This is a genomic window from Oceanisphaera psychrotolerans (assembly GCF_001870485.1).
Lineage (GTDB): Bacteria > Pseudomonadota > Gammaproteobacteria > Enterobacterales > Aeromonadaceae > Oceanimonas > Oceanimonas psychrotolerans.
In genome coordinates this window covers 1-19,343 of record NZ_MDKE01000069.1, presented here as the reverse complement: position 1 = coordinate 19,343, position 19,343 = coordinate 1, and the positions used below count along the sequence as shown (strand labels likewise).

At 58.6% G+C, this 19,343-nt stretch carries 15 protein-coding genes, 2 pseudogenes and 1 other annotated feature; of the genes and pseudogenes, 14 read left to right on the top strand and 3 right to left on the bottom strand.

Features of this window, described 5'->3' with window-relative positions:
* Positions 1-3: 3 nt before the first annotated feature.
* Together yoaA and BFR47_RS16340 are read right to left on the bottom strand one after the other, a co-directional pair.
* Positions 4-1,947, bottom strand: coding sequence for a DNA repair helicase YoaA (yoaA, locus tag BFR47_RS16345; RefSeq protein WP_071474056.1), 1,944 nt, complete (start codon positions 1,945-1,947; stop codon positions 4-6).
* A gap of 156 nt (positions 1,948-2,103) precedes the next feature.
* Positions 2,104-2,820 carry a ZIP family metal transporter gene (locus BFR47_RS16340; RefSeq protein ID WP_071474055.1) on the bottom strand — a complete coding sequence of 239 codons (717 nt, stop codon included), beginning with the start codon at positions 2,818-2,820 and terminating at the stop codon, positions 2,104-2,106.
* A 218-nt stretch (positions 2,821-3,038) separates the two neighbouring features.
* On the opposite strand from BFR47_RS16340, the gene BFR47_RS16335 reads away from it, so the two are divergent.
* From BFR47_RS16335 to hisIE, 13 genes and pseudogenes are all read left to right on the top strand, one after another.
* Positions 3,039-3,767, top strand: coding sequence for a tRNA (adenine(22)-N(1))-methyltransferase (locus BFR47_RS16335; protein WP_071474054.1), 729 nt, complete (start codon positions 3,039-3,041; stop codon positions 3,765-3,767).
* 143 nt (positions 3,768-3,910) lie between these two features.
* Positions 3,911-5,278, top strand: coding sequence for a 2-oxoadipate dioxygenase/decarboxylase HglS (gene hglS / locus BFR47_RS16330; protein WP_071474053.1), 1,368 nt, complete (start codon positions 3,911-3,913; stop codon positions 5,276-5,278).
* 363 nt (positions 5,279-5,641) lie between these two features.
* Entirely contained in the window at positions 5,642-6,640 is a 999-nt protein-coding gene (locus BFR47_RS16325) for a TAXI family TRAP transporter solute-binding subunit (RefSeq protein WP_071474052.1), read from the top strand.
* Positions 6,641-6,709: 69 nt separating this feature from the next.
* Entirely contained in the window at positions 6,710-8,641 is a 1,932-nt protein-coding gene (locus BFR47_RS16320; protein WP_071474051.1) for a TRAP transporter permease, read from the top strand.
* Positions 8,642-8,740: 99 nt separating this feature from the next.
* The gene (locus BFR47_RS16315; RefSeq protein WP_217645597.1) at positions 8,741-9,655 is read left to right on the top strand and encodes a LysR substrate-binding domain-containing protein; all 915 of its coding nucleotides are present in this window, start codon (positions 8,741-8,743) and stop codon (positions 9,653-9,655) included.
* 250 nt (positions 9,656-9,905) lie between these two features.
* Positions 9,906-10,028, top strand: a sequence feature (His leader region).
* A 55-nt stretch (positions 10,029-10,083) separates the two neighbouring features.
* Complete coding sequence (gene hisG, locus BFR47_RS16305; protein ID WP_139215219.1) at positions 10,084-10,980, top strand: ATP phosphoribosyltransferase; 897 nt, start codon at positions 10,084-10,086, stop codon at positions 10,978-10,980.
* A 3-nt stretch (positions 10,981-10,983) separates the two neighbouring features.
* Positions 10,984-12,276 (top strand): histidinol dehydrogenase, encoded by a 1,293-nt coding sequence (hisD, locus tag BFR47_RS16300; RefSeq protein WP_071474047.1) that lies wholly within the window; start codon positions 10,984-10,986, stop codon positions 12,274-12,276.
* Complete coding sequence (gene hisC / locus BFR47_RS16295; protein WP_071474046.1) at positions 12,273-13,331, top strand: histidinol-phosphate transaminase; 1,059 nt, start codon at positions 12,273-12,275, stop codon at positions 13,329-13,331. Before hisD ends, hisC begins: the two co-directional genes overlap by 4 nt.
* Positions 13,332-14,402, top strand: coding sequence for a bifunctional histidinol-phosphatase/imidazoleglycerol-phosphate dehydratase HisB (gene hisB / locus BFR47_RS16290; protein ID WP_071474045.1), 1,071 nt, complete (start codon positions 13,332-13,334; stop codon positions 14,400-14,402).
* Positions 14,399-15,000 (top strand): annotated as a pseudogene (hisH, locus tag BFR47_RS16285) (imidazole glycerol phosphate synthase subunit HisH). The gene hisB and the pseudogene hisH overlap by 4 nt, the downstream one beginning before the upstream one ends.
* 79 nt (positions 15,001-15,079) lie before the next feature.
* Positions 15,080-15,817, top strand: a complete 738-nt coding sequence (gene hisA / locus BFR47_RS16280) for a 1-(5-phosphoribosyl)-5-[(5-phosphoribosylamino)methylideneamino]imidazole-4-carboxamide isomerase (RefSeq protein ID WP_071474044.1) — start codon at positions 15,080-15,082, stop codon at positions 15,815-15,817.
* A complete protein-coding gene (hisF, locus tag BFR47_RS16275) occupies positions 15,799-16,572 on the top strand; it encodes an imidazole glycerol phosphate synthase subunit HisF (RefSeq protein ID WP_071474043.1) in 774 nt (257 codons plus the stop codon). Before hisA ends, hisF begins: the two co-directional genes overlap by 19 nt.
* The gene (gene hisIE, locus BFR47_RS16270; protein ID WP_281245987.1) at positions 16,565-17,203 is read left to right on the top strand and encodes a bifunctional phosphoribosyl-AMP cyclohydrolase/phosphoribosyl-ATP diphosphatase HisIE; all 639 of its coding nucleotides are present in this window, start codon (positions 16,565-16,567) and stop codon (positions 17,201-17,203) included. The genes hisF and hisIE overlap by 8 nt, the downstream gene beginning before the upstream one ends.
* A gap of 479 nt (positions 17,204-17,682) precedes the next feature.
* Here hisIE and BFR47_RS16265 read toward each other — a convergent pair whose 3' ends face one another.
* Complete coding sequence (locus BFR47_RS16265; protein ID WP_071474042.1) at positions 17,683-18,885, bottom strand: cation:proton antiporter; 1,203 nt, start codon at positions 18,883-18,885, stop codon at positions 17,683-17,685.
* A 340-nt stretch (positions 18,886-19,225) separates the two neighbouring features.
* Here BFR47_RS16265 and BFR47_RS17885 point away from each other — a divergent pair.
* Positions 19,226-19,343: pseudogene (locus tag BFR47_RS17885) on the top strand (IS630 family transposase); the annotation flags it as partial.

Genomic DNA, 19,343 nt, shown 5'->3' with positions numbered 1-19,343 from the left:
TTCTTACTCCAGGGTTGATAGAAATTCGGCTACCTGCTGCAAACTGCGGGTGCGTGGCATGGCCGGCAGGCTATTGATAAAGTCGGCGCCGTAGGCCCGGTTGACCAGGCGGCCATCGGTGATCACCAGCACGCCTTTATCCTGTACATCCCGGATCAGGCGCCCCACCCCCTGCTTGAGGGTAATGATGGCCTTCGGCAACTGCACCCGGGCAAAACCGTCTTCGCCCCGGCGACGGCAGTCTTCAAGCCGGGCACTGAGCAGCGGATCGTCCGGGGCGCTGAACGGCAGCTTGTCGATCACCACACATTGCAGCGCATTGCCACGCACGTCGATACCTTCCCAGAAACTGCTGGTGGCCACCAGCACCGCCCGGCCATCCTGACTGAAGCGCTCCAGCAGCCGTACCTTGTTGTCTTCACCCTGTACCAGCACAGTACGTTGCAGCCGGATACGCAGCACCTCGGCCACCTCGTTCATCACCTTGTAACTGGTACAGAGGAAAAAGCTGCCGCCGGGTACCGCATCCAGAGTGTCGGCCAGGCTGTCGGCCAGCCAGCGACCGCGGCCGGCCGCATGGGTTTCCGGCAGATAACGGGGCACACACAAACGAGACTGGCGAGAGTAATCAAAAGGACTGTCCAATTGCAAGGTGCGACACTCCGACAGCCCGAGATCGGTACAAAAGTGCGCAAAACTGTCCCCCACCGCCAGCGTCGCGGAGGTAAAGACCCAGCTCACGTTGTCTTTGGCCAGCTCCGCCGAGAAACGTTCGGCCACCGACAGCGGGGTCTTGTGAAAGCTGATGTGCAAACGAGTACAGTCATACCAGTAGGAGTAGCCGTCTTCCTCCACCCGGGTGACCGAATCCAGCTGGGTGCGCAGCCCCACCAGACGCTCGAAACAGTGATCCAGCTGTTCACCCCGCCCCAGTGCCAGCTTGAGCACCTCGTAGCTGAACTCCAGACTCTCGTTCAGCCGGGCCAGCGCCTGCGCCACCTCGGTCCGGGCCAGCAAGGGCCGCAATTGCCCCCGGCTGCTGTCATGGCCGAAGGCCAGCCGCAGATCCTGAGCATGGCGTTCCAGTTGATCCGCCGCCTTGCCCAGCTGAGCCATGTCTTTGGCTTCCACCTTGTAGGCCAGCCGCAGATCCCGCGCCAGTTCGAGGAACTGCCGGCTGGACTGGCTCTGACCGAAATACTGGCCGGCAATTTCCGGTAACTGATGAGCTTCATCCAGAATGTAGGCATCGGCATCGGGGATCAGCTGACCGAAGCCGGTATCGCGCACCGCCATATCGGCGAAGAACAGGTGATGATTCACCACCACCACCTGCGCCTCCATCGCCTTTGCCCGGGCCTTGACCAGATAACAGTCCTGATAATGGCCGCAGTCACGACCCAGACAGTTGTCGTTGGTACTGGTCACCAGTGGCAGTACCTCACTGCGTTCGGCCAGGCCGGGAATATCGCCGATGTCACCGCTGTGGGTCATGGGCACGAAACGTCGCACCCGCTGCAGATCGGCCAGCCCCTCCGCCGACAACGGTGGCACGCTGTCGCTCAGCAGATTCAACCGTTCCAGACAGAGGTAATTGGCGCGCCCCTTGAGCAGAGCCACCGGATGATGATAATTCATCGCCTTGACCAGGGTCGGCAAGTCCCGATGAAACAATTGTTCCTGCAGGTTGCGCGAGCCGGTGCTGAGCACCACCCGGGTGCCTGCCGCCAGCACCGGCGCCAGGTAGGCGTAGGTTTTGCCGGTACCGGTGCCCGCCTCGACCACCAGCGGCACCTTGTCCTGCAGCGCCTGCCCCACCGCCGTCGCCATGTCGGCCTGGGCCGCACGGGGCTTGAAGCCGTCAATGGCTCGGGCCAGCGGACCCTCATCGGTAAAGAGTTCTGTAACAAGGGGGGCAAAAGGCGCGGTGCTGTCGTCTTGGTCCAAGGCTGGCGAGTCTCGTCGGTGAAAAAGGCATGATAACAAAAGCGGGCCCGACACGGCAGCCGACTGTTCCGTTTTAGCGGTCAGAGGCGACGACCCCGTCGCCTCTTTACCTGGCCCAGTCTCCTGTCCTTGTTGCCATTTAACGCTGGGCTTTGTTTATCTGGTCAGCATATGCCCCACCATGCCCAACACGAAGCCCAGTACCGCCCCCATGGGCGGGGCCCAGTGTTTTTCGAGCACCGCCTGGGGGGCGATGTCCTGAAACACCGAATAGAGAATACCGCCGGCGGCAAACAGCATGATACCGGCCACCAGCATCGGGGAGTCCGCCAGCCAGATATAACCGGAGATGCCCGCCACCGGCCCCAACAACGCCATCAAGACAAACAGGATGATCACCGTACGTCCGCGATAATAAGCAGACTCGCCAAGCTCCCGATAGGCATTAAACCCTTCCGGTATGTTCTGCAACGCCATCAAGCCGGCCAGCAGCAGGGCGCTGCTGGTACTGCCCAGCGCCAGGGCCGCCCCCAGCGCCAGCGACTCGGGGATAAAATCCGACAACATGGCCGCCAGCTGACTGGCCGGGGTATTCATCCTGAACAGCAATACATCCAGTACCATGAACGCCAGACCACCGCCACAGAAATACAGGGCCGCCGACATCGTGTCGAGGCTGGTCGCCCCATCGGGTACCAGCACCAGCGCCACCGCCGACAACAGCGCGCCGCCGCCAAACGCCACCACCGAATGACGAAACTCGTTTTCCAGCCAGTCCGGGTGTATGTGCTCCTTGCTGCCGATCAGGGCTCCGAGCGGCATGGCCATGCCCGCCATCAGCGTCAGCCCCAGTATTACCATGATATCCAGCATCGCTTACCCTCATATGAATCCGCTGTTTATTACGCTTTGCTACCACACCCCGACCGCCATTGCCATCACTGCGCCAATACCGGCACCGCTCTCTGGGTCGATACGCAGGCAGCTCGCGCTGATATACTGGGCGACCCGGTAACACGGGGGCAGGCTGTTTCCGTTCGTACCACCGCCATCAACATGCATATAAAAACATTATAAAACAGAAGCTTAATATGAAAATTGGCAAGCGACTCTCACACATTGAAGCCATGATCACCTCCGGCTATACCCATATCTGGGACTGTTGTTGTGACCATGGCCTCCTGGGTGCCAGCTTATTGTCACGCCAGGCGGCGCCCCGTATCCACTTCGTGGATATCGTGCCCGAGCTGATGCGCGAGCTGGAAACCAAACTGCATCACTTTTACCCTGATATGGCACCGAATGCGTCACGCCCCCCGTCATCCTCCGTATCCGAATGGCGGGTCCACTGTCTCGATGTGGCCGCATTGCCACTCTCTCGCCATGACGGAAAGCACCTGGTGATTATCGCCGGCGTGGGCGGTGATTTGATGGTACGCCTCGTTACCGCGATTCATCGGGCCAACCCCGGCGCCAGCATCGACTTCCTGCTCTGCCCCGTCCATCATCAATTCACCTTGCGACAGCAGCTGAACCGGCTGGACTTTCATCTGCTGCAAGAGCGGCTGCTGGAAGAAAACCGGCGCTTCTACGAGTTGCTGCTGGTCTCGTCCCGGCGCGACGACATACCACACCGAAGCAGGGTGAGTGCCGTCGGCGAGCAGATATGGCATGCCCACACTCCCGAACAAGCCGACACCGCCCGCCGTTACCTGAACCGTACCCTCGGCCATTACCAAAGAATGCAGCGCGGACAGGAATCTGAGGTTCAGCATATTATTCAGGCCTACCAGGCGGTCACCATTCACCAGCACGCCTGAGCCGGCACGATCGAACGCCCCCCGACGCCAATCCATTCCTGTTTGGAATGGATTCACGAGCAGTTGCCGTTTGTCATGTCTATCCCTGTGGCATTAAGGTGCAGGGATATTCACTGGCTCATTGGTCAAAGGACATTACCATCATGGCGCTCGAACATTTTCTGCCCGCAGACGATATCCGTACCCTGTTTTCCACATCCATGTCCCGTATGTATCAGCAGGAGGTGCCCCAATACGGCACTCTGATGCAGCTGGTCGCCGAGGTCAACGAGCAGACACTGGCCGGCGAGCCCGCGCTGCAACAGCAACTGCAGGACAACGGCGAGCTGGAACGGCTCAGCCTGGAACGCCATGGCGCCATCCGGGTAGGCACTGCCGCCGAACTCAACATGCTGCGCCGGATTTTCGCCATCATGGGCATGTATCCGGTCAGCTACTACGACTTGTCCGAGGCCGGGGTTCCGGTACATTCCACCGCTTTCCGCCCCGTCGATGAAGCCTCGTTGCGCCACAACCCGTTCCGCATCTTCACCTCCCTGCTACGGCTGGAGCTGATAGCCGATGATGCCCTGCGGGCCCAGGCGGCAGAGATACTGGCCCGGCGCGACATCTTTACCGCCACGGCACGGAAGCTGGTCGCCCAGGCCGAAGAGCAGGGTGGCCTGACTGCGGACCAGGCCCGGCAGTTTGTGGCCGAAGTACTGGAAACCTTCCGCTGGCATCAGCACGCCACCGTCGACCTGGCCACCTATCAGGCCCTGCAGGACGCTCATCGTCTGATTGCCGACGTTGTCTGCTTCCGTGGTCCGCATATCAATCACCTGACCCCGAGAACCCTGGACATCGACACCGTTCAGCAGCAGATGCCCGCCGTCGGCATCAACCCCAAGGCGGTGATCGAAGGGCCGCCCCGCCGTCGTTGTCCCATTTTGCTGCGCCAGACCAGCTTTACCGCCCTGGAGGAAGCGATTCACTTTGCCGGTGACCAGGCCGGTACCCATACTGCTCGTTTCGGTGAAATCGAACAGCGCGGCATGGCACTCACGCCCAAGGGTCGCGCCCTCTACGACGAGCTGCTGAACCGCTCGCGGCAGGCACCGGCTCAGGCCGATAACGAGACCCATCAGCGCCAGCTGGCCGCCGCCTTCGCCGATTTCCCGGACGATGAACACAGCCTGCGCACACAACAGCTGGGCTATTTCCGTTACAGCCTGACCGAGGCCGGCCGCCAGCAGGCCGGGCATGGTGGCGCCGGCGGCGATCTGAACGCCCTGATCGAGGCCGGCCTGGTACAGGCCACCCCCATCACCTATGAAGACTTTCTGCCGGTCAGCGCCGCCGGTATCTTCCAGTCCAACCTGGGCGGCACCCACCACCAGGCCTATGCCCAGAATGCCAATCAGGCCGCCTTCGAGCAGGCCCTGGGCTGTCCGGTGAGGGATGAGTTCGCCCTCTATGCCACCCTGCAGGACGACTCCGCCCGCCAGGTCCTTCAGGCCCTCGGCGCCTGAGATAAAACCCGGCATGAAACGGCAGCCCCAGCGTGCGGGCTGCCTTTTCCTTTAGGTATTACCCGCCTCAAATACCCAGACAAAGCGCCCAGATAAAACACCACGTAAAAACACAACGGTCACCGCAATCGCTGAAAAATAAATCAGAAATAGAATAAAAAACCATTAAATGACCGAAAGTAAGGAATAGATACATGACTTTTTTTCGTTTGATCTGTAACAATCAACAATGAGAACCTTCCCCGCCGTTTACGAACGCAACACAAAACCACAACAAGGCCGGCGCACACCAGACATCAACAGCCATCGGCTGACATTGACGATGAAATGGCAGAACGCTCGGCTGATAAGGATATTGAACCCATGAAGAAGACTTTACTGGCTGCCGCCACCCTGACTCTGACCACCGCACTGATCGGCTGTGACGCCGGTGGCAGCAAGGCCAATATTGCCGTCGGTCCCGCCGCCAGCACCACCCAGAAGGTATCGCGCATGGTACTGGGCGCCTACGGCATCGAAGACGGCGATTTCAACGCATATCAGGAGCGCTTCGGTGACGCCCTGGACGGCGTGCAGGATGGCAACATCGATATTTCCATGGGCATCATGGGTCTGCCGGCCGGCAGCATCGAAAGCCTGCAGGCTTCCTCCGGTGACGTGGTAATGCTGAGCCTGTCCGATGAAGTGGTGGACAACATCGAGAAAAACAGCGACTACCGCCGCTTTACCATTACCAAAGACAGCTACAAGTTCCTGGACAAGGACGTGCAGACCATCGCCGCCTTCGCCGTCATGATGGGCAATACCAACACCATCAACGAAGAAATGGGCTACCAGCTGGCCAAGGTCATGTACGACCAGGCCGATCAAATCACCCATTCCCAGGCCAAGTTCCTGACTCTGGAACACGCCCTCAACGGTGGCGATGCACTCAAAATCCACCCGGGTGCCAAGCGTTTCTATGAAGAGAAAGGCCTGACCGTGAATATGCCGGTAGCAGAGCTCGGCGACATCACCGCCAAACACGAGTTTATTCTCGGCACCGGCAGCCAGGGCGGCACCTATTACCCGCTGGGCGGCGAAATTGCCACCACCTGGAACAACAATATTCCCGGCGCCAACTTCACCAACGTAGAAACCAGTGCCTCCATCGAAAACCTGGTCAGCATCCGCGACGGCAAGATGGATCTCGGCATGTCGGTTCACGTACCGGCCCGTAACGCCCTCGAAGGCAAGGCCGAATTCGAAGGCTCGCCGGTCGATAACGCCGCTTTCATCGGTCAGATTTACCCGGAAGTGGTTCAGATCGTCAGCCGTTCAAGCAACAAAGTCTCTTCTTTCGAGAGCATCAAAGGGAACTAAATCCTCCCGGTTTGGATTGAGGTGGGCACTCGTGCCCGCCTCTTTTTATTTGGCTAATGGATATCTGCAATGGATAACACTCAAACACCAGAAGCACTGCTCGAAAAATACGACAAAGAGTCGGCCTTCAGAAAAAATATCGGTCGCTGGGGCTGGATAGTCACCCTGTTTGCCGTCGCCCTGACCAGCTTCCACCTCTATACCGGCTACTTCGGCACCCTGCCCACCCAGAAGCAGGGCGCGGTCCACCTCGGGCTGGCACTGGGCATGATATTTTTGCTGTATCCGGCCAGCCGCCATGGCATCAAGCGCAATGGCGTGGCCTGGTATGACGTGATTCTGGCCTTCGTCGCCACCTTCGCCGCCTATTACAAGATCCTGTTCTTCAACGAGATCCTGCAGGGCCGTATCACCGGCTACTCGACATTTGACCTGGTCATTTCCATTCTCGGCGTGCTGTTCGTGCTGGAAGCGACCCGGCGTACCGTGGGCATGCCCATCGTCATCGTCGCCTCGCTCGCCATCGCCTATGCCTTGTTCGGCAACTTCATCCCGACCCGTATTCTGTCCCATCCCGGTTTCGAGATGACCGATGTCTCGGTCAGCCTGTGGTTCCGGGAAAGTGGTATTTTTGGCACGCCCATCCAGATTTCGGCCAAGTTTATCTTCCTGTTCCTGTTCTTCGGCGTGGTACTGACCCGCACCGGCGTGGGTCAGTTCTTCAATGATCTGGCTTTTGCCTGCACCGGCCGCTATACCGGCGGCAGCGCCAAGGCCGCCGTCATCGCCAGCGCCTTTCAGGGCATGATTTCCGGCAGCTCGGTCGGCAACACCGTCGCCTCCGGCTCCTTCACCATTCCGATGATGAAGAAAGCCGGCTTCAAGCCCGAATTTGCCGCCGCCAGCGAAGCCGCCGCCTCTACCGGGGGCCAGATCATGCCGCCACTGATGGGGGCCGCCGCCTTTATCATGGTGGAGTATATCGGCGTGTCTTATGCCGAAATCATGATGGCCGCCATTATTCCGGCCATTCTCTACTTCAGCGGCATCTTCATCGGCGCCCACTTCGAAGCCAAGAAACAGGGCATTCTGGGTATTCCCAAGGATCAGCTGCCGAGCAAACTCGGCTTGCTCAAGCGCCAGGGCTACATGCTGCTGCCACTGGTGGTGGTGGTCGGCACCATCCTCGCCGGTTTTACCGCCCAGCGCGCCGCCCTGCTCGGCATCGCCGCCGCGCTGATTGTGAGCATGGTGAAAAAGGAAACCCGACTCTCGCCCAAATCGCTGCTGTCGCTGCTTGAGCAGGGTGCACGGGTCGCCCTGCCGGTGATCGCCGCCGTGGCCACCGCCGGTATCATCGCCGGCGTGGTCGGCATGACCGGCCTGGGCGCCAAGTTTGCCGCCGGTATCATCAACCTGGCCGACGGCACCCTGATCCTGGCGCTGATCTTCACCATGGTCGCCTGTATCGTACTGGGCATGGGGCTGCCGACCACCGCCAACTACGTGGTAACCGCCACCATAGCGGCGCCGGCGCTGATCAACGAATTTGGCCTGGCACCCATTGCCGTGCACCTGTTCGTGTTCTATTTCGGCATCGTGGCTGACATTACCCCGCCGGTGTGTCTGGCGGCCTATGCCGGAGCCGGTATCGCCCGGGCCAACCCGATGAAAACCGGGGTCACCGCGGTCAAGCTGGCCATCGGCGCCTTTATCATTCCCTATGTGTTCGTCTACAACCCGATACTGGTGATGGTCGACGTCAACCTGCCGGAACTGGCCATGGCGCTCGCCTTCGCGCTGCTGGGCATGATGGCCATCAGCAGTGCGCTGATCGGCTACTTCATTCGCCCCTCCTCGCTACCGGAAAGAGCCATGCTGCTTGCCGCCGGCCTGGCCATGGTCATGCCGGGCGCCATCAGCTCCGGCAGCGGCCTGTTGCTGATTGGCGTCTGTTACTGGTTGCAGCGCCAGCGACCTGCGCTCGCCACCACCGCCTGAAGGTAACCCATCGACCCGGCCGTTCCCGGCCGGGTCAACACTACCCTCGCCCCGAAGCTCGAACCCGGGCGATACTCAATCCCAAACGGCACTGGTATAATGGGCGACGTTTTCCTCTCGTCGGCCGGATTGATGCGCTATTTACCTTCCATTGCTGCCATGCAGTGTTTTGAAGCCGCCGCCAGGCACCTCAGTTTTACCCGTGCGGCAGACGAACTCAGCCTGACCCAGAGTGCGGTCAGCAAACAGGTCGCTCAGCTTGAATTCTTCCTCAACCGCAAGCTGTTCCGGCGGGTACGGCGCTCTCTGTGCCTGACCCCGGAAGGCACCATTTATATCGGCGAAGTACGCAAGATCCTGGCTCAGCTGGAAATGTCGTCCCAGTACATCATGTCCTACAACAACCAGCTCGATGTGCTTAAAATCGCGACGCTGCCCACCTTCGGTACCCGCTGGCTGGCCCCCCGGTTGACGAGCTTCCTCGACCGCCATCCCCATATCAGCCTGGACTGCTGCGAAAAGGTCGAAACCTTCGATCTGGACAAGGAGGGTATCGATATCGCCTTTTTCTACGGTCACGGCAGCTGGCCCGGGCTGGAATGCCACCGGCTGTTCGATGAAGAGGTGGTGCCCGCCTGCTCGCCGAGCTTACTCAAGTCCCAGACCCCGGCTTCTCCGCTCGATCTGACCCGTTACCGCCTGCTGCATCTGTCTACACGCCCCCAGTCCTGGCACGACTGGTTCGCCTCGCAGAGCCTGACCACGGAACACAGTTATCAGGGCAATCGCTTCGAGACCTTTCACATGCTGATCCGGGCCACCATGGCAGGCGCCGGCATCGCCCTGCTCCCGCGTTTTCTGATCGCGGACGAACTGAGCAGGGGAGAACTAATCATGCCCTGGTCCCACAGCATGGTCAGTGCCAACGGCTATTATCTGGCCTACCCGGAGCGGCTGGGAGAAATTGAAAAGATCAGGCTGTTTGCCGAGCATCTGCTACCCACGCCAGACTGAGCAGACAAGATATTTCACCAATATGGCATGAATAATTATTTATATTTACTGAAAAAAACGATATTTACCCTATAGTTCACCAAGGCATTATCCGGGATGTCATTCAGCCCCGTATGCATCCACCGCCATCGCTGCAAGTTTCTTGCGATCCGGGGTTGGCAAACCGGGCCCGGCTTGCTAAGGTGAGCGCAGACCTTTAGAGAGACACAGGCCAACCCTTTATTATGAACTTCCTGCTCAACGCCAAGCTTCACCATCATCATCCCGACTAGGCTTTCAGAATGCATCATTCTGGAAGGCCTTACTCTTGGCGGCTTCCAGCAGGACAGAATACATAAACCCTCGGAAGCTTCCCTTCCGGGGGTTTTTCGTTTTAGACGTTAATTTTTACCGATTTATTTTACAGACAAGGACACAACAGCATGACACTGGACCAAAATCGCCTTCGCATCGCCATTCAGAAATCCGGCCGCCTCAGCACCGAATGCCAGAAACTGCTCAAAGGCTGCGGCGTCAAGCTGAACCTGCGCGAGCAGCGCCTGATCGCCCACGCCGAAAACATGCCCATCGATCTGCTGCTGGTACGCGATGACGACATTCCCGGTCTGGTCATGGACGGCGTGGTCGACCTGGGTGTGGTCGGTGAAAACGTGCTGGAAGAAACCCTGATGGAGCGCCAGGCTCAGGGCGAGAGCGCCGATTACAGCGTGCTCAAGCGCCTGGACTTCGGCGGCTGCCGCCTGTCGCTGGCGGTGGCTCAGGAGTTCGACTATCAGGGCCCCGAGAGCCTGGAAGGCAAACGTATCGCCACCTCCTACCCCTGGCTGCTCAAGCGCTACATGGACCGCCAGGGCGTGAAGTTCAAGAGCGTGATGCTGAACGGCTCGGTGGAAGTCGCCCCCCGCGCCGGCGTGGCCGAGGCCATCTGTGATCTGGTGTCTACCGGCGCCACCCTGGAGGCCAACGGCCTGGTCGAAACCGACGTCATCTTCCGCTCCAAGGCGGTGCTGATCCAGAGCGCCAATACTCTGCCTACCGCCAAACAGCAGATTATCGACAAGCTGCTACCGCGCATCCAGGGTCTGCAACAGGCGCGTGAAAGCAAATACATCATGCTGCACGCCCCCAAGGATCGGCTGGAAGCGGTCATCGACCTGCTGCCCGGCGCCGAACGCCCCACCATCATGCAGTTGGCCGGTGAAAGCAACCAGGTGGCCATTCACATGGTGAGCGGCGAAGACATGTTCTGGGAAACCATGGAAGGGCTCAAGGCCCTGGGCGCCTCCTCCATTCTGGTGCTGCCCATCGAGAAGATGATGGAGTAAGTCATGAAGACTCTCGACTGGAATCAACTGAATACCTCCGAGCAGACACAGGCCCTGCGCCGCCCGGCCCTGGCCCAGGGCGGACGCGAAGAACAGGTCGCCGGCATCATTGCCAAAGTACGCGAGGGCGGTGATGCCGCCCTGATGGAGCTGACCCGCACTCTGGACCGCACCGAGCGCAATACCCTGCAACTCTCGGAGCAGGAAATCGACGCCGCCGCCGACAGAGTCAGCGACGAACTGAAGGCCGCCATCGAACTGGCCATCGGCAACATCGAAACCTTTCACCGGGCCCAGCTGCCGCAACCCCTGGCGCTGGACACCTCACCCGGCGTGCGCTGCGAGCTGCACTTTCAGCCGCTGGAAAAGGTCGGCCTCTATGTGCCAGGCGGCAGCGCGCCGCTGGTGTCTACCGTGATGATGCTGGCCATTCCGGCCCGGCTGGCCGGCTGTGAGCGGGTGATATTGTGCTCGCCACCGCCGATCAACGACGCCATCGTCTATACCGCCCGCCGCTGTGGCGTCGACGCCATCTACACCCTGGGCGGCGCTCAGGCGATAGCGGCCATGGCCTACGGCAGCGACACCGTCACCAAGGTGGACAAGATTTTCGGCCCGGGTAATTCCTGGGTCACCGAAGCCAAACAGCAGGTGTCCTCGGATGTGGACGGCGCCGCCATCGACATGCCCGCCGGCCCCTCCGAAGTGCTGGTGATCGCCGACGACACCGCCGACGCCGACTTTATCGCCTCGGATCTGCTGTCTCAGGCCGAACACGGCCCCGACTCCCAGGTCATACTGGTGACCCCGAGCCGCGAACTGGCACAAAAGGTCGACATGGCGCTGGAGCAACAACTGGCACAGCTGTCCCGGGCCGATATCGCCCGCCAGGCCCTGGCCGAGAGCCGTACCTTTATCTGTGACGATATGACTCAGGCCGCCGCCATTTCCAACGCCTATGCTCCCGAGCACCTGATCGTGCAGACCGCCGATCCGCGCGCCCTGCTTCCAAAACTAAAAAATGCGGGCTCGATTTTCCTCGGCGCCTGGACCCCGGAGTCGGTCGGCGACTACGCCAGCGGTACCAACCATACTCTGCCCACCTACGGCTATTCGCGCACCTATTCCAGCCTGGGGCTGGCCGACTATCAGCGCCGGTTTACGGTGCAGGAACTGAGCCCGGAAGGCCTGCGCGCCATCGGCCCGGCGGTGGAACTGCTGGCCGCGACCGAAACCCTGGATGCCCACAAGAATGCGGTGAGCCTGCGGCTTGCCAAACTGGAGAAGCAAGCATGAGCATCACCAAACTGGCCCGCGCCCAGGTGCAGGCCCTGACCCCCTATCAGTCGGCACGGCGCATCGGCGGCCAGGGCCACATCTGGCTCAACGCCAACGAAGCAGCCGACAGCGGCGAGTACCGCCTCGATTGCTCGCGGCTGAACCGTTACCCGGAATGTCAGCCGCCCCAGGTGATCAATGCCTATGCAGCCTACGCCGGCGTGACGCCGGAACAGGTGCTGGTCAGCCGCGGCGGCGACGAAGGCATCGAGCTGCTGATCCGTACCTTCTGCGAGCCGGGCCTGGACAATATCCTGCTCTGTACCCCGACCTACGGCATGTACGCCATCAGCGCCGAGACCAACGGCGTGGGCATCATCGATGTACCGCTGAATCCCCGGCGTCAGCCCGATTTCGACGGCATCATCGAGCAGCTCGACAGGGTCAAGCTGGTGTTCCTGTGCTCGCCCAACAACCCCACCGGCGATCTGGTGGACAAAGCCGGGCTGGTTCGCCTGCTCGACGCCGCCAACAATCGCGCCCTGGTGGTGGTGGACGAAGCCTATATCGAGTTCTGCCCCGAGTTCACCCAGGCCGATCTGCTGGCCGACTACCCGCAGCTGGTGCTGATCCGTACCCTGTCCAAGGCCTTCGGCCTGGCCGGCATTCGCTGCGGTTTTACCCTGGCCAGCCCCGAAGTCATCGGCCTGCTGCAGAAAGTCATCGCCCCCTACCCTATCCCCGAGCCGGTGGCCCAGATTGCCGCGCAGGCCCTGAGCGATAGCGGGCTGACGACCATGCGTGCACGGGTGGACGAGATCAACGCGCTCAAGACCCGTCTGGCCGAACAACTGGGTCAACACCCACAGGTGGCAGAAGTCTTCGCCCCCAACGGCAATTATTTGCTGGTACGCTTCACCGCAGGGGCCGCCCTCTTTGCCCGCATGGCCAGGGCCGGTATCATACTGCGTGATTTTGGCAGCAAGCCCGGGCTTTCCGATTGTATTCGAATCACCATCGGCAACAGCGCCGAAATGGACGCGGTACTTCAGGTACTGCAACAGGAGCAATAAGTGACTAAGGAACGTATCTTATTTATCGACCGCGACGGCACCATGGTAGAGGAACCGCCGGTAGACAAACAACTGGACCGGCTGGACAAACTGGCCTTTCTGCCCGGCGTGATCCCGGCCCTGCTCAAGTTGCAGGACGCCGGCTACAAGCTGGTGATGGTCACCAACCAGGACGGCCTGGGCACCGACAGCTTCCCGCAGGCTGATTTCGACGCCCCCCACAACCTGATGATGCAGATCATCAACTCTCAGGGCGTGAACTTCCAGGACGTACTGATCTGTCCCCATTTCCAGCACGACGACTGCGCCTGCCGCAAGCCACGTCTGGGGCTGGTAAAAGACTACCTGCAGGCCGGTCGGATCGACTTTACCGACTCCTGGGTGATCGGCGATCGCCAGACCGACATGGGACTGGCCGAGAACATGGGGCTAAAGGGCCTGCACTACGGCCACAACGGCCTGGGCTGGCCCGAAATAGTGGCCCGTCTGCTGAGCCGGGGTCGTACCGCCGAGGTGACCCGTACCACCAAGGAAACCGACATCCGCATCGCGCTGGATCTGGACACTCAGGGTGGCAACCAGATCCACACCGGGCTGCACTTCTTCGACCACATGCTGGATCAAATCGCCACTCACGGCGGCTTTCAGCTCAAGGTGGCGGTCGAGGGCGATCTGCATATCGACGATCACCACACGGTGGAAGACACGGCGCTGGCGCTGGGTGAAGCGCTGCGCAAGGCACTCGGCAACAAGCGCGGCATCGGCCGTTTCGGTTTCGTGCTGCCGATGGACGAATGCGAAGCCGCCGTGACCCTGGACCTGTCCGGCCGGCCCTACATGAAGTTCGAAGGTCAGTTCGGTCAGGACAAGGCCGGCGATCTGTCGGTAGAAATGGTGCCTCATTTCTTCCGTAGCCTAAGCGACAGCCTAGCCGCCAATATTCATCTCAAGGTCACCGGCGACAACACCCACCACATGGTGGAAAGCGTGTTCAAGGGCTTCGGCCGCGCCCTGCGTCAGGCCATCAAGGTGGAAGGCAACGAGCTGCCCTCCAGCAAGGGGGTTTTGTGAACAGTCCCGTAAACGTCGTTATTATCGATACCGGCTGCGCCAACCTGTCCTCGGTGCGCTACGCCATAGAACGCCTGGGCTATGAGGTCACCGTCAGCAAGGAGCCCGAGGTGGTATTGGCCGCCGACAAGCTGTTGCTGCCCGGCGTGGGCACCGCCCGCGAGGCGATGAAAAACCTGAAAGACCGCAATCTGATCGAACTCATCAACCAGCTGCAGCAGCCGGTGCTGGGTATCTGCCTCGGCATGCAGATGCTGGTCAGCCACTCCGAAGAAGGCGATGTCGACTGCCTCGGCAAAATCGAGGCCGAGTGCGCCCACATGGAAAGCAACGAGGGCATTCGTCTGCCGCACATGGGCTGGAATCAGATAACGCCCATGCCCGGTCACCCGCTGTTCAAGGACATCCCCGAAGGCAGTTTCTTCTACTTCGTGCATTCTTACGCGGTGCCGGTAGGCGAATATACCCTGCTTCCTGCCAGCATGGTCAGACCTTCAGCGCCGCCATCGGCCAGGAAAATTTCTTTGGCGTGCAATTCCATCCGGAGCGCTCCGGCGCCGCCGGTGCCCAACTGCTGAAAAACTTCCTGGAGCTGTAATGATTATTCCTGCCATAGAGCTGAATGATCGGATGCGGCAAGGTGCCCAACAGCTGAACACTTTCTGGAGCCGTAACACATGATTATTCCTGCCATAGACTTGATTGGTGGCAAGGTAGTGCGCCTGTATCAGGGTGACTACCAGCAAAAAACCGAATATACCGCCTCGCCACAGGAGCGGTTCGATCTCTATGTGGCCGAAGGCGCCACCCAGCTGCACCTGGTGGATCTGGACGGCGCCAAAGACAGCAGCCAGCGTCAGCTTGAGGTGATCCGCGAACTCATCAAAAACACCCCGGTACCGGTGCAGATCGGCGGCGGCATCCGTACCGAGCAGGACGTGAAAGACCTGCTCGACATCGGCGCCCAGCGGGTGGTGATTGGCTCCACCGCCGTGAAAAATCCCGAAATGGTCACCAGCTGGATCAAGCAGTACGGTCCCGATCGTATCGTGCTGGCACTGGACATCAACATCACCCCCTTTGGCGAGAAGAAGATCGCCATCGCCGGCTGGCAACAGGACAGCGGCATCACCATCGAAGCCCTGCTCGAGCACTACCTGCCCGCCGGTCTCTGTCATGTGCTGTGCACCGACATCTCCAAGGACGGCACCCTCACCGGCTCCAACGTGGCGCTGTACCGGGAGCTGGCCGCCCGCTATCCCACCATTCTGTGGCAGGCCTCCGGCGGCATCGGCAACATCGGTGATGTCGAGGCCCTCAAGAGCACCGGCGTGGCCGGGGTGATCCTGGGTCGCTCCCTGCTGGAAGGTAAATTCACCGTCGAGGAGGCCATTGCATGCTGGCAAGACGCATAATTCCCTGCCTAGACGTCAAGGACGGACAGGTGGTCAAGGGCGTGAAGTTCCGTAACCACGAGATCATCGGCGACATCGTCCCGCTGGCCGAACGTTATGCGGCCGAAGGCGCCGACGAACTGGTGTTCTATGACATCACCGCCAGCAGCCAGGACCGCGTCGTCGACAAGAGCTGGGTCAGCCGGGTGGCGGAAGTGATCGACATTCCGTTCTGCGTGGCCGGTGGCATCAAGTCGGTGGAAGATGCGGCCCGCATCCTCGAATTCGGCGCCGACAAGATTTCCATCAACTCCCCCGCCCTGGCCGACCCTCGGCTGATCACCGAACTGGCCGACACCTTCGGCGTACAGTGCATCGTGGTCGGTATCGACTCCTACTTCGACGAGAGTACCGGTCAGTATCAGGTGCACCAGTTCACCGGTGACGAAAGCCGCACCCAGGTGACCAAATGGAACACCTTCGACTGGGTGCAGGAAGTGCAGCAGCGGGGCGCCGGCGAAATCGTGCTCAACGTGATGAACCAGGACGGTGTGCGCCAGGGCTACGACCTCGAGCAACTGCTACGGGTGCGCGCCATTTGTAATGTCCCGCTGATCGCCTCCGGTGGTGCCGGTGAAATGAAGCACTTCCGTGACGCCTTCCTCGAGGCCGATGTGGACGGCGCCCTGGCGGCGTCGGTCTTTCACAAGGGCATTATCAATATCGGTGAGCTCAAGCAGTATCTGAAACAGGAAGGAGTGGTAATACGTGACTGATTGTAACGCGTCTGATACCAACACGTTTAATGCCGGCACGCTGGACTGGGACAAGGTCGACGGCATGATGCCCGTGGTGGTGCAGGACTGCCACAGCGGCCGGGTGCTGATGCTGGGCTACATGAATCAGGACGCCCTGGCCAAGACCCTGGAAACCCGCCAGGTCACCTTTTTCAGCCGCACCAAGAACCGGCTGTGGACCAAGGGAGAAAGCTCCGGCCATGTGCTGCAACTCAAAGACATCAGCACCGACTGCGACAACGACACCTTGCTGGCGATAGTCGATCCCGTTGGCCCTACCTGCCATCTGGGCAATGTGTCCTGCTTCAACGAGCAGCAGGCGCCCGACCTGACCTTTCTGGCCGAGCTGGAGCAGGTGATCGCCAGCCGCAAGGGTGCCGATCCCAAGTCCAGCTACACCGCCAGCCTGTACGCCAGCGGCACCAAGCGCATCGCCCAGAAGGTGGGTGAAGAAGGGGTGGAAACCGCCCTCGCCGCTACCGTGCACGACCTCGACGAGCTGGTGTGCGAGTCCGCCGACCTGCTCTACCACCTGACGGTGCTGCTGCAGCAGGAAGGCCTGCAACTGAGCGACGTGATCGCCAAGCTGCAGGAACGACACAGCAAATAAACGCACCAGGCGGGCCAAGAGCCCGCCTTTTCTTTACCCTTTGGAATCGTTGTACAATCTCGTCGGGAACGGGGCACTACTTCACGACACGCTTCAAGCCCTTCCCTGGGACGCTCGGCAAATGCCATCCATGGCATTTTATCGGTCGTGAAGCAGACACCCCGCCCCTCCTAAATCCGCCATTGCACCGCCTGAAAATATAACCCCGCACCAGCACGCCACACCGAACAACTGACAGCTAACGACTTTCAATAGCTGCGCACTGATTGGTTTTATGTAAAATATAAAACCACAAACACCAAGCAACGACAGCCCCTGCACCATCCTGAAATACGGCCCTCGACAAACGATGCCGGATCGGCAGCACTTACTCCACGGTCAGGGCTTCAATGTTCATCCGCACCGAGCCATTTATACATCACGAAAATTGCACACATTCATGAATATTAGCTTAATATGCTTGGGCCTTTTTATGATCATCATAAAACTTTTTTCAAAATAATGGGGTACACCAGCAAAGACACAAAAACCATAATAAAAGCGATGGTCAGAAATAGCGGTTTATAACTAAAATCGTTGGGTAATAAAAGAATAAGGGCAATAGAAATTGCACCACGTGAACCTGAAAAGTTGAGTAACCAAAAGTCCTGACGGGTGATTTTTTCTTTTTCAATACGCAAAAATGGACTCAGAATACCAAGCGCTATAAACCGTGACATAAATAGCACAACCACACCTATAACTACTAAAGTAATGGTTATGATCTCAATTGATGCCTGCGAGAAAAAGCTTGCTCCAAGCAAAAAGAAGAGAATGCTGTTTACAATGTATTCCAGATAATCCCATACTTGCTCTTGAGCCCCTTGCACTTTATCATTATTTTCATCGGGACGATAACCAAACGCGAGAGCCCCTGCAAAGACAGCAAGTACACCAGGAAAATGGAAAGTCTCCGCAAGGAGAAAGCTCGCAAAAGCGAGGGCCAGGGTAATATTGACCGTAAGCGATGGGGCCTTATTTTTCCATACGCGTAAAAGAAAACGAGCAAGTCTTCCCAGGACTACTCCAAGAGCAAGAGCCCCTAAAATATTAACAACCAGCTTACCTCCGCTCAGCGCGAGACTAATTTCCTCTGTTCCAAAAATCATAACAGAAAGTGTTGCGAAGACCGCAACAACAAAACCATCATTAAGGATTGACTCTCCTTCAATGAGCATTTTTCTTTCTGTGCTGAGGTCTTTAGATTCATGCAAAATCGCACTGACAGCAATAGGATCAGTCGCAGAAACGATAACCCCAAAGAGTAGCGATTCAAGCAATGGAACGTGAAATACCCAGTAGAGAACCAGAGCCACACCAACCATGCTGATAACGATCCCTAATGTCGCGAGAATCGATGATTCTTTAAGCACCTTTCTAAAATGGTGTAGACACATTTTCTTAGCTGCAGCGAAAATAAGAACAGGAACCAACACAAAGAGAATGATATTAGGGTCAAGAAAAACTTCAGGGAGGTGGAGCAGCTCAAAATGATTCACGGCACCGTATATCATGCCAAGACACAACACCCAGATAACACTGGGAAACAGCATTATTCGCTCGGAGTAGTACGAGAGCGCATTAAGGACGACAAGTCCAGAAATCACAAAAACAATAAGAGTGATTAGTGATGAATCATGCATTTATGATTTCTCCTTGTGTGGTCTCCTAACGCCCTGATAACAGGAAAATTTGGTTGGATAAAATTTGAGGAGCGAAGATAGCCAGCCGCATTTTGTCCTGATTGATTAGCTCGTCATGTTCTATTTTAGGCGTCTTTCTCGATGATTTGTTTAACTATTTCTTCCATTGTTTCCGCACAAATATCAGGTTTAAGATACAGAGGATGATAGATAGCACCTGAGCGTTCAATATAAATAGCTGTTCCGAATAGTAGATCACTGAAGGAAGGGAACTCAGTCCAGTTTGTGCGATCTGATCAGTCGCCAAACAAAACAAAACGACACCCAAAGGACTGAGTTCATGCCGATCTTACCACCCCTACCTCGCCCAGAGCGACGCCGAATGCACAAGATTATTCAGACTACGCGCGACAAGCAGCATGCCCGTCGAGTCATGGCCATCCTACTGCGTTATGAAG

Excerpts from the sequence above, each read along its gene's own strand:
- BFR47_RS16315 (WP_217645597.1), top strand. The coding sequence starts at position 8,741 with ATGGGCGACGTTTTCCTCTCGTCGGCCGGATTGATGCGCTATTTACCT.
- BFR47_RS16325 (WP_071474052.1), top strand. The coding sequence starts at position 5,642 with ATGAAGAAGACTTTACTGGCTGCCGCCACCCTGACTCTGACCACCGCA.
- hisC (WP_071474046.1), top strand. The coding sequence starts at position 12,273 with ATGAGCATCACCAAACTGGCCCGCGCCCAGGTGCAGGCCCTGACCCCC.
- BFR47_RS16265 (WP_071474042.1), bottom strand. The coding sequence starts at position 18,885 with ATGCATGATTCATCACTAATCACTCTTATTGTTTTTGTGATTTCTGGA.
- BFR47_RS16340 (WP_071474055.1), bottom strand. The coding sequence starts at position 2,820 with ATGCTGGATATCATGGTAATACTGGGGCTGACGCTGATGGCGGGCATG.
- BFR47_RS16320 (WP_071474051.1), top strand. The coding sequence starts at position 6,710 with ATGGATAACACTCAAACACCAGAAGCACTGCTCGAAAAATACGACAAA.
- hisF (WP_071474043.1), top strand. The coding sequence starts at position 15,799 with ATGCTGGCAAGACGCATAATTCCCTGCCTAGACGTCAAGGACGGACAG.
- hglS (WP_071474053.1), top strand. The coding sequence starts at position 3,911 with ATGGCGCTCGAACATTTTCTGCCCGCAGACGATATCCGTACCCTGTTT.
- hisA (WP_071474044.1), top strand. The coding sequence starts at position 15,080 with ATGATTATTCCTGCCATAGACTTGATTGGTGGCAAGGTAGTGCGCCTG.
- hisD (WP_071474047.1), top strand. The coding sequence starts at position 10,984 with ATGAAGACTCTCGACTGGAATCAACTGAATACCTCCGAGCAGACACAG.
- BFR47_RS16335 (WP_071474054.1), top strand. The coding sequence starts at position 3,039 with ATGAAAATTGGCAAGCGACTCTCACACATTGAAGCCATGATCACCTCC.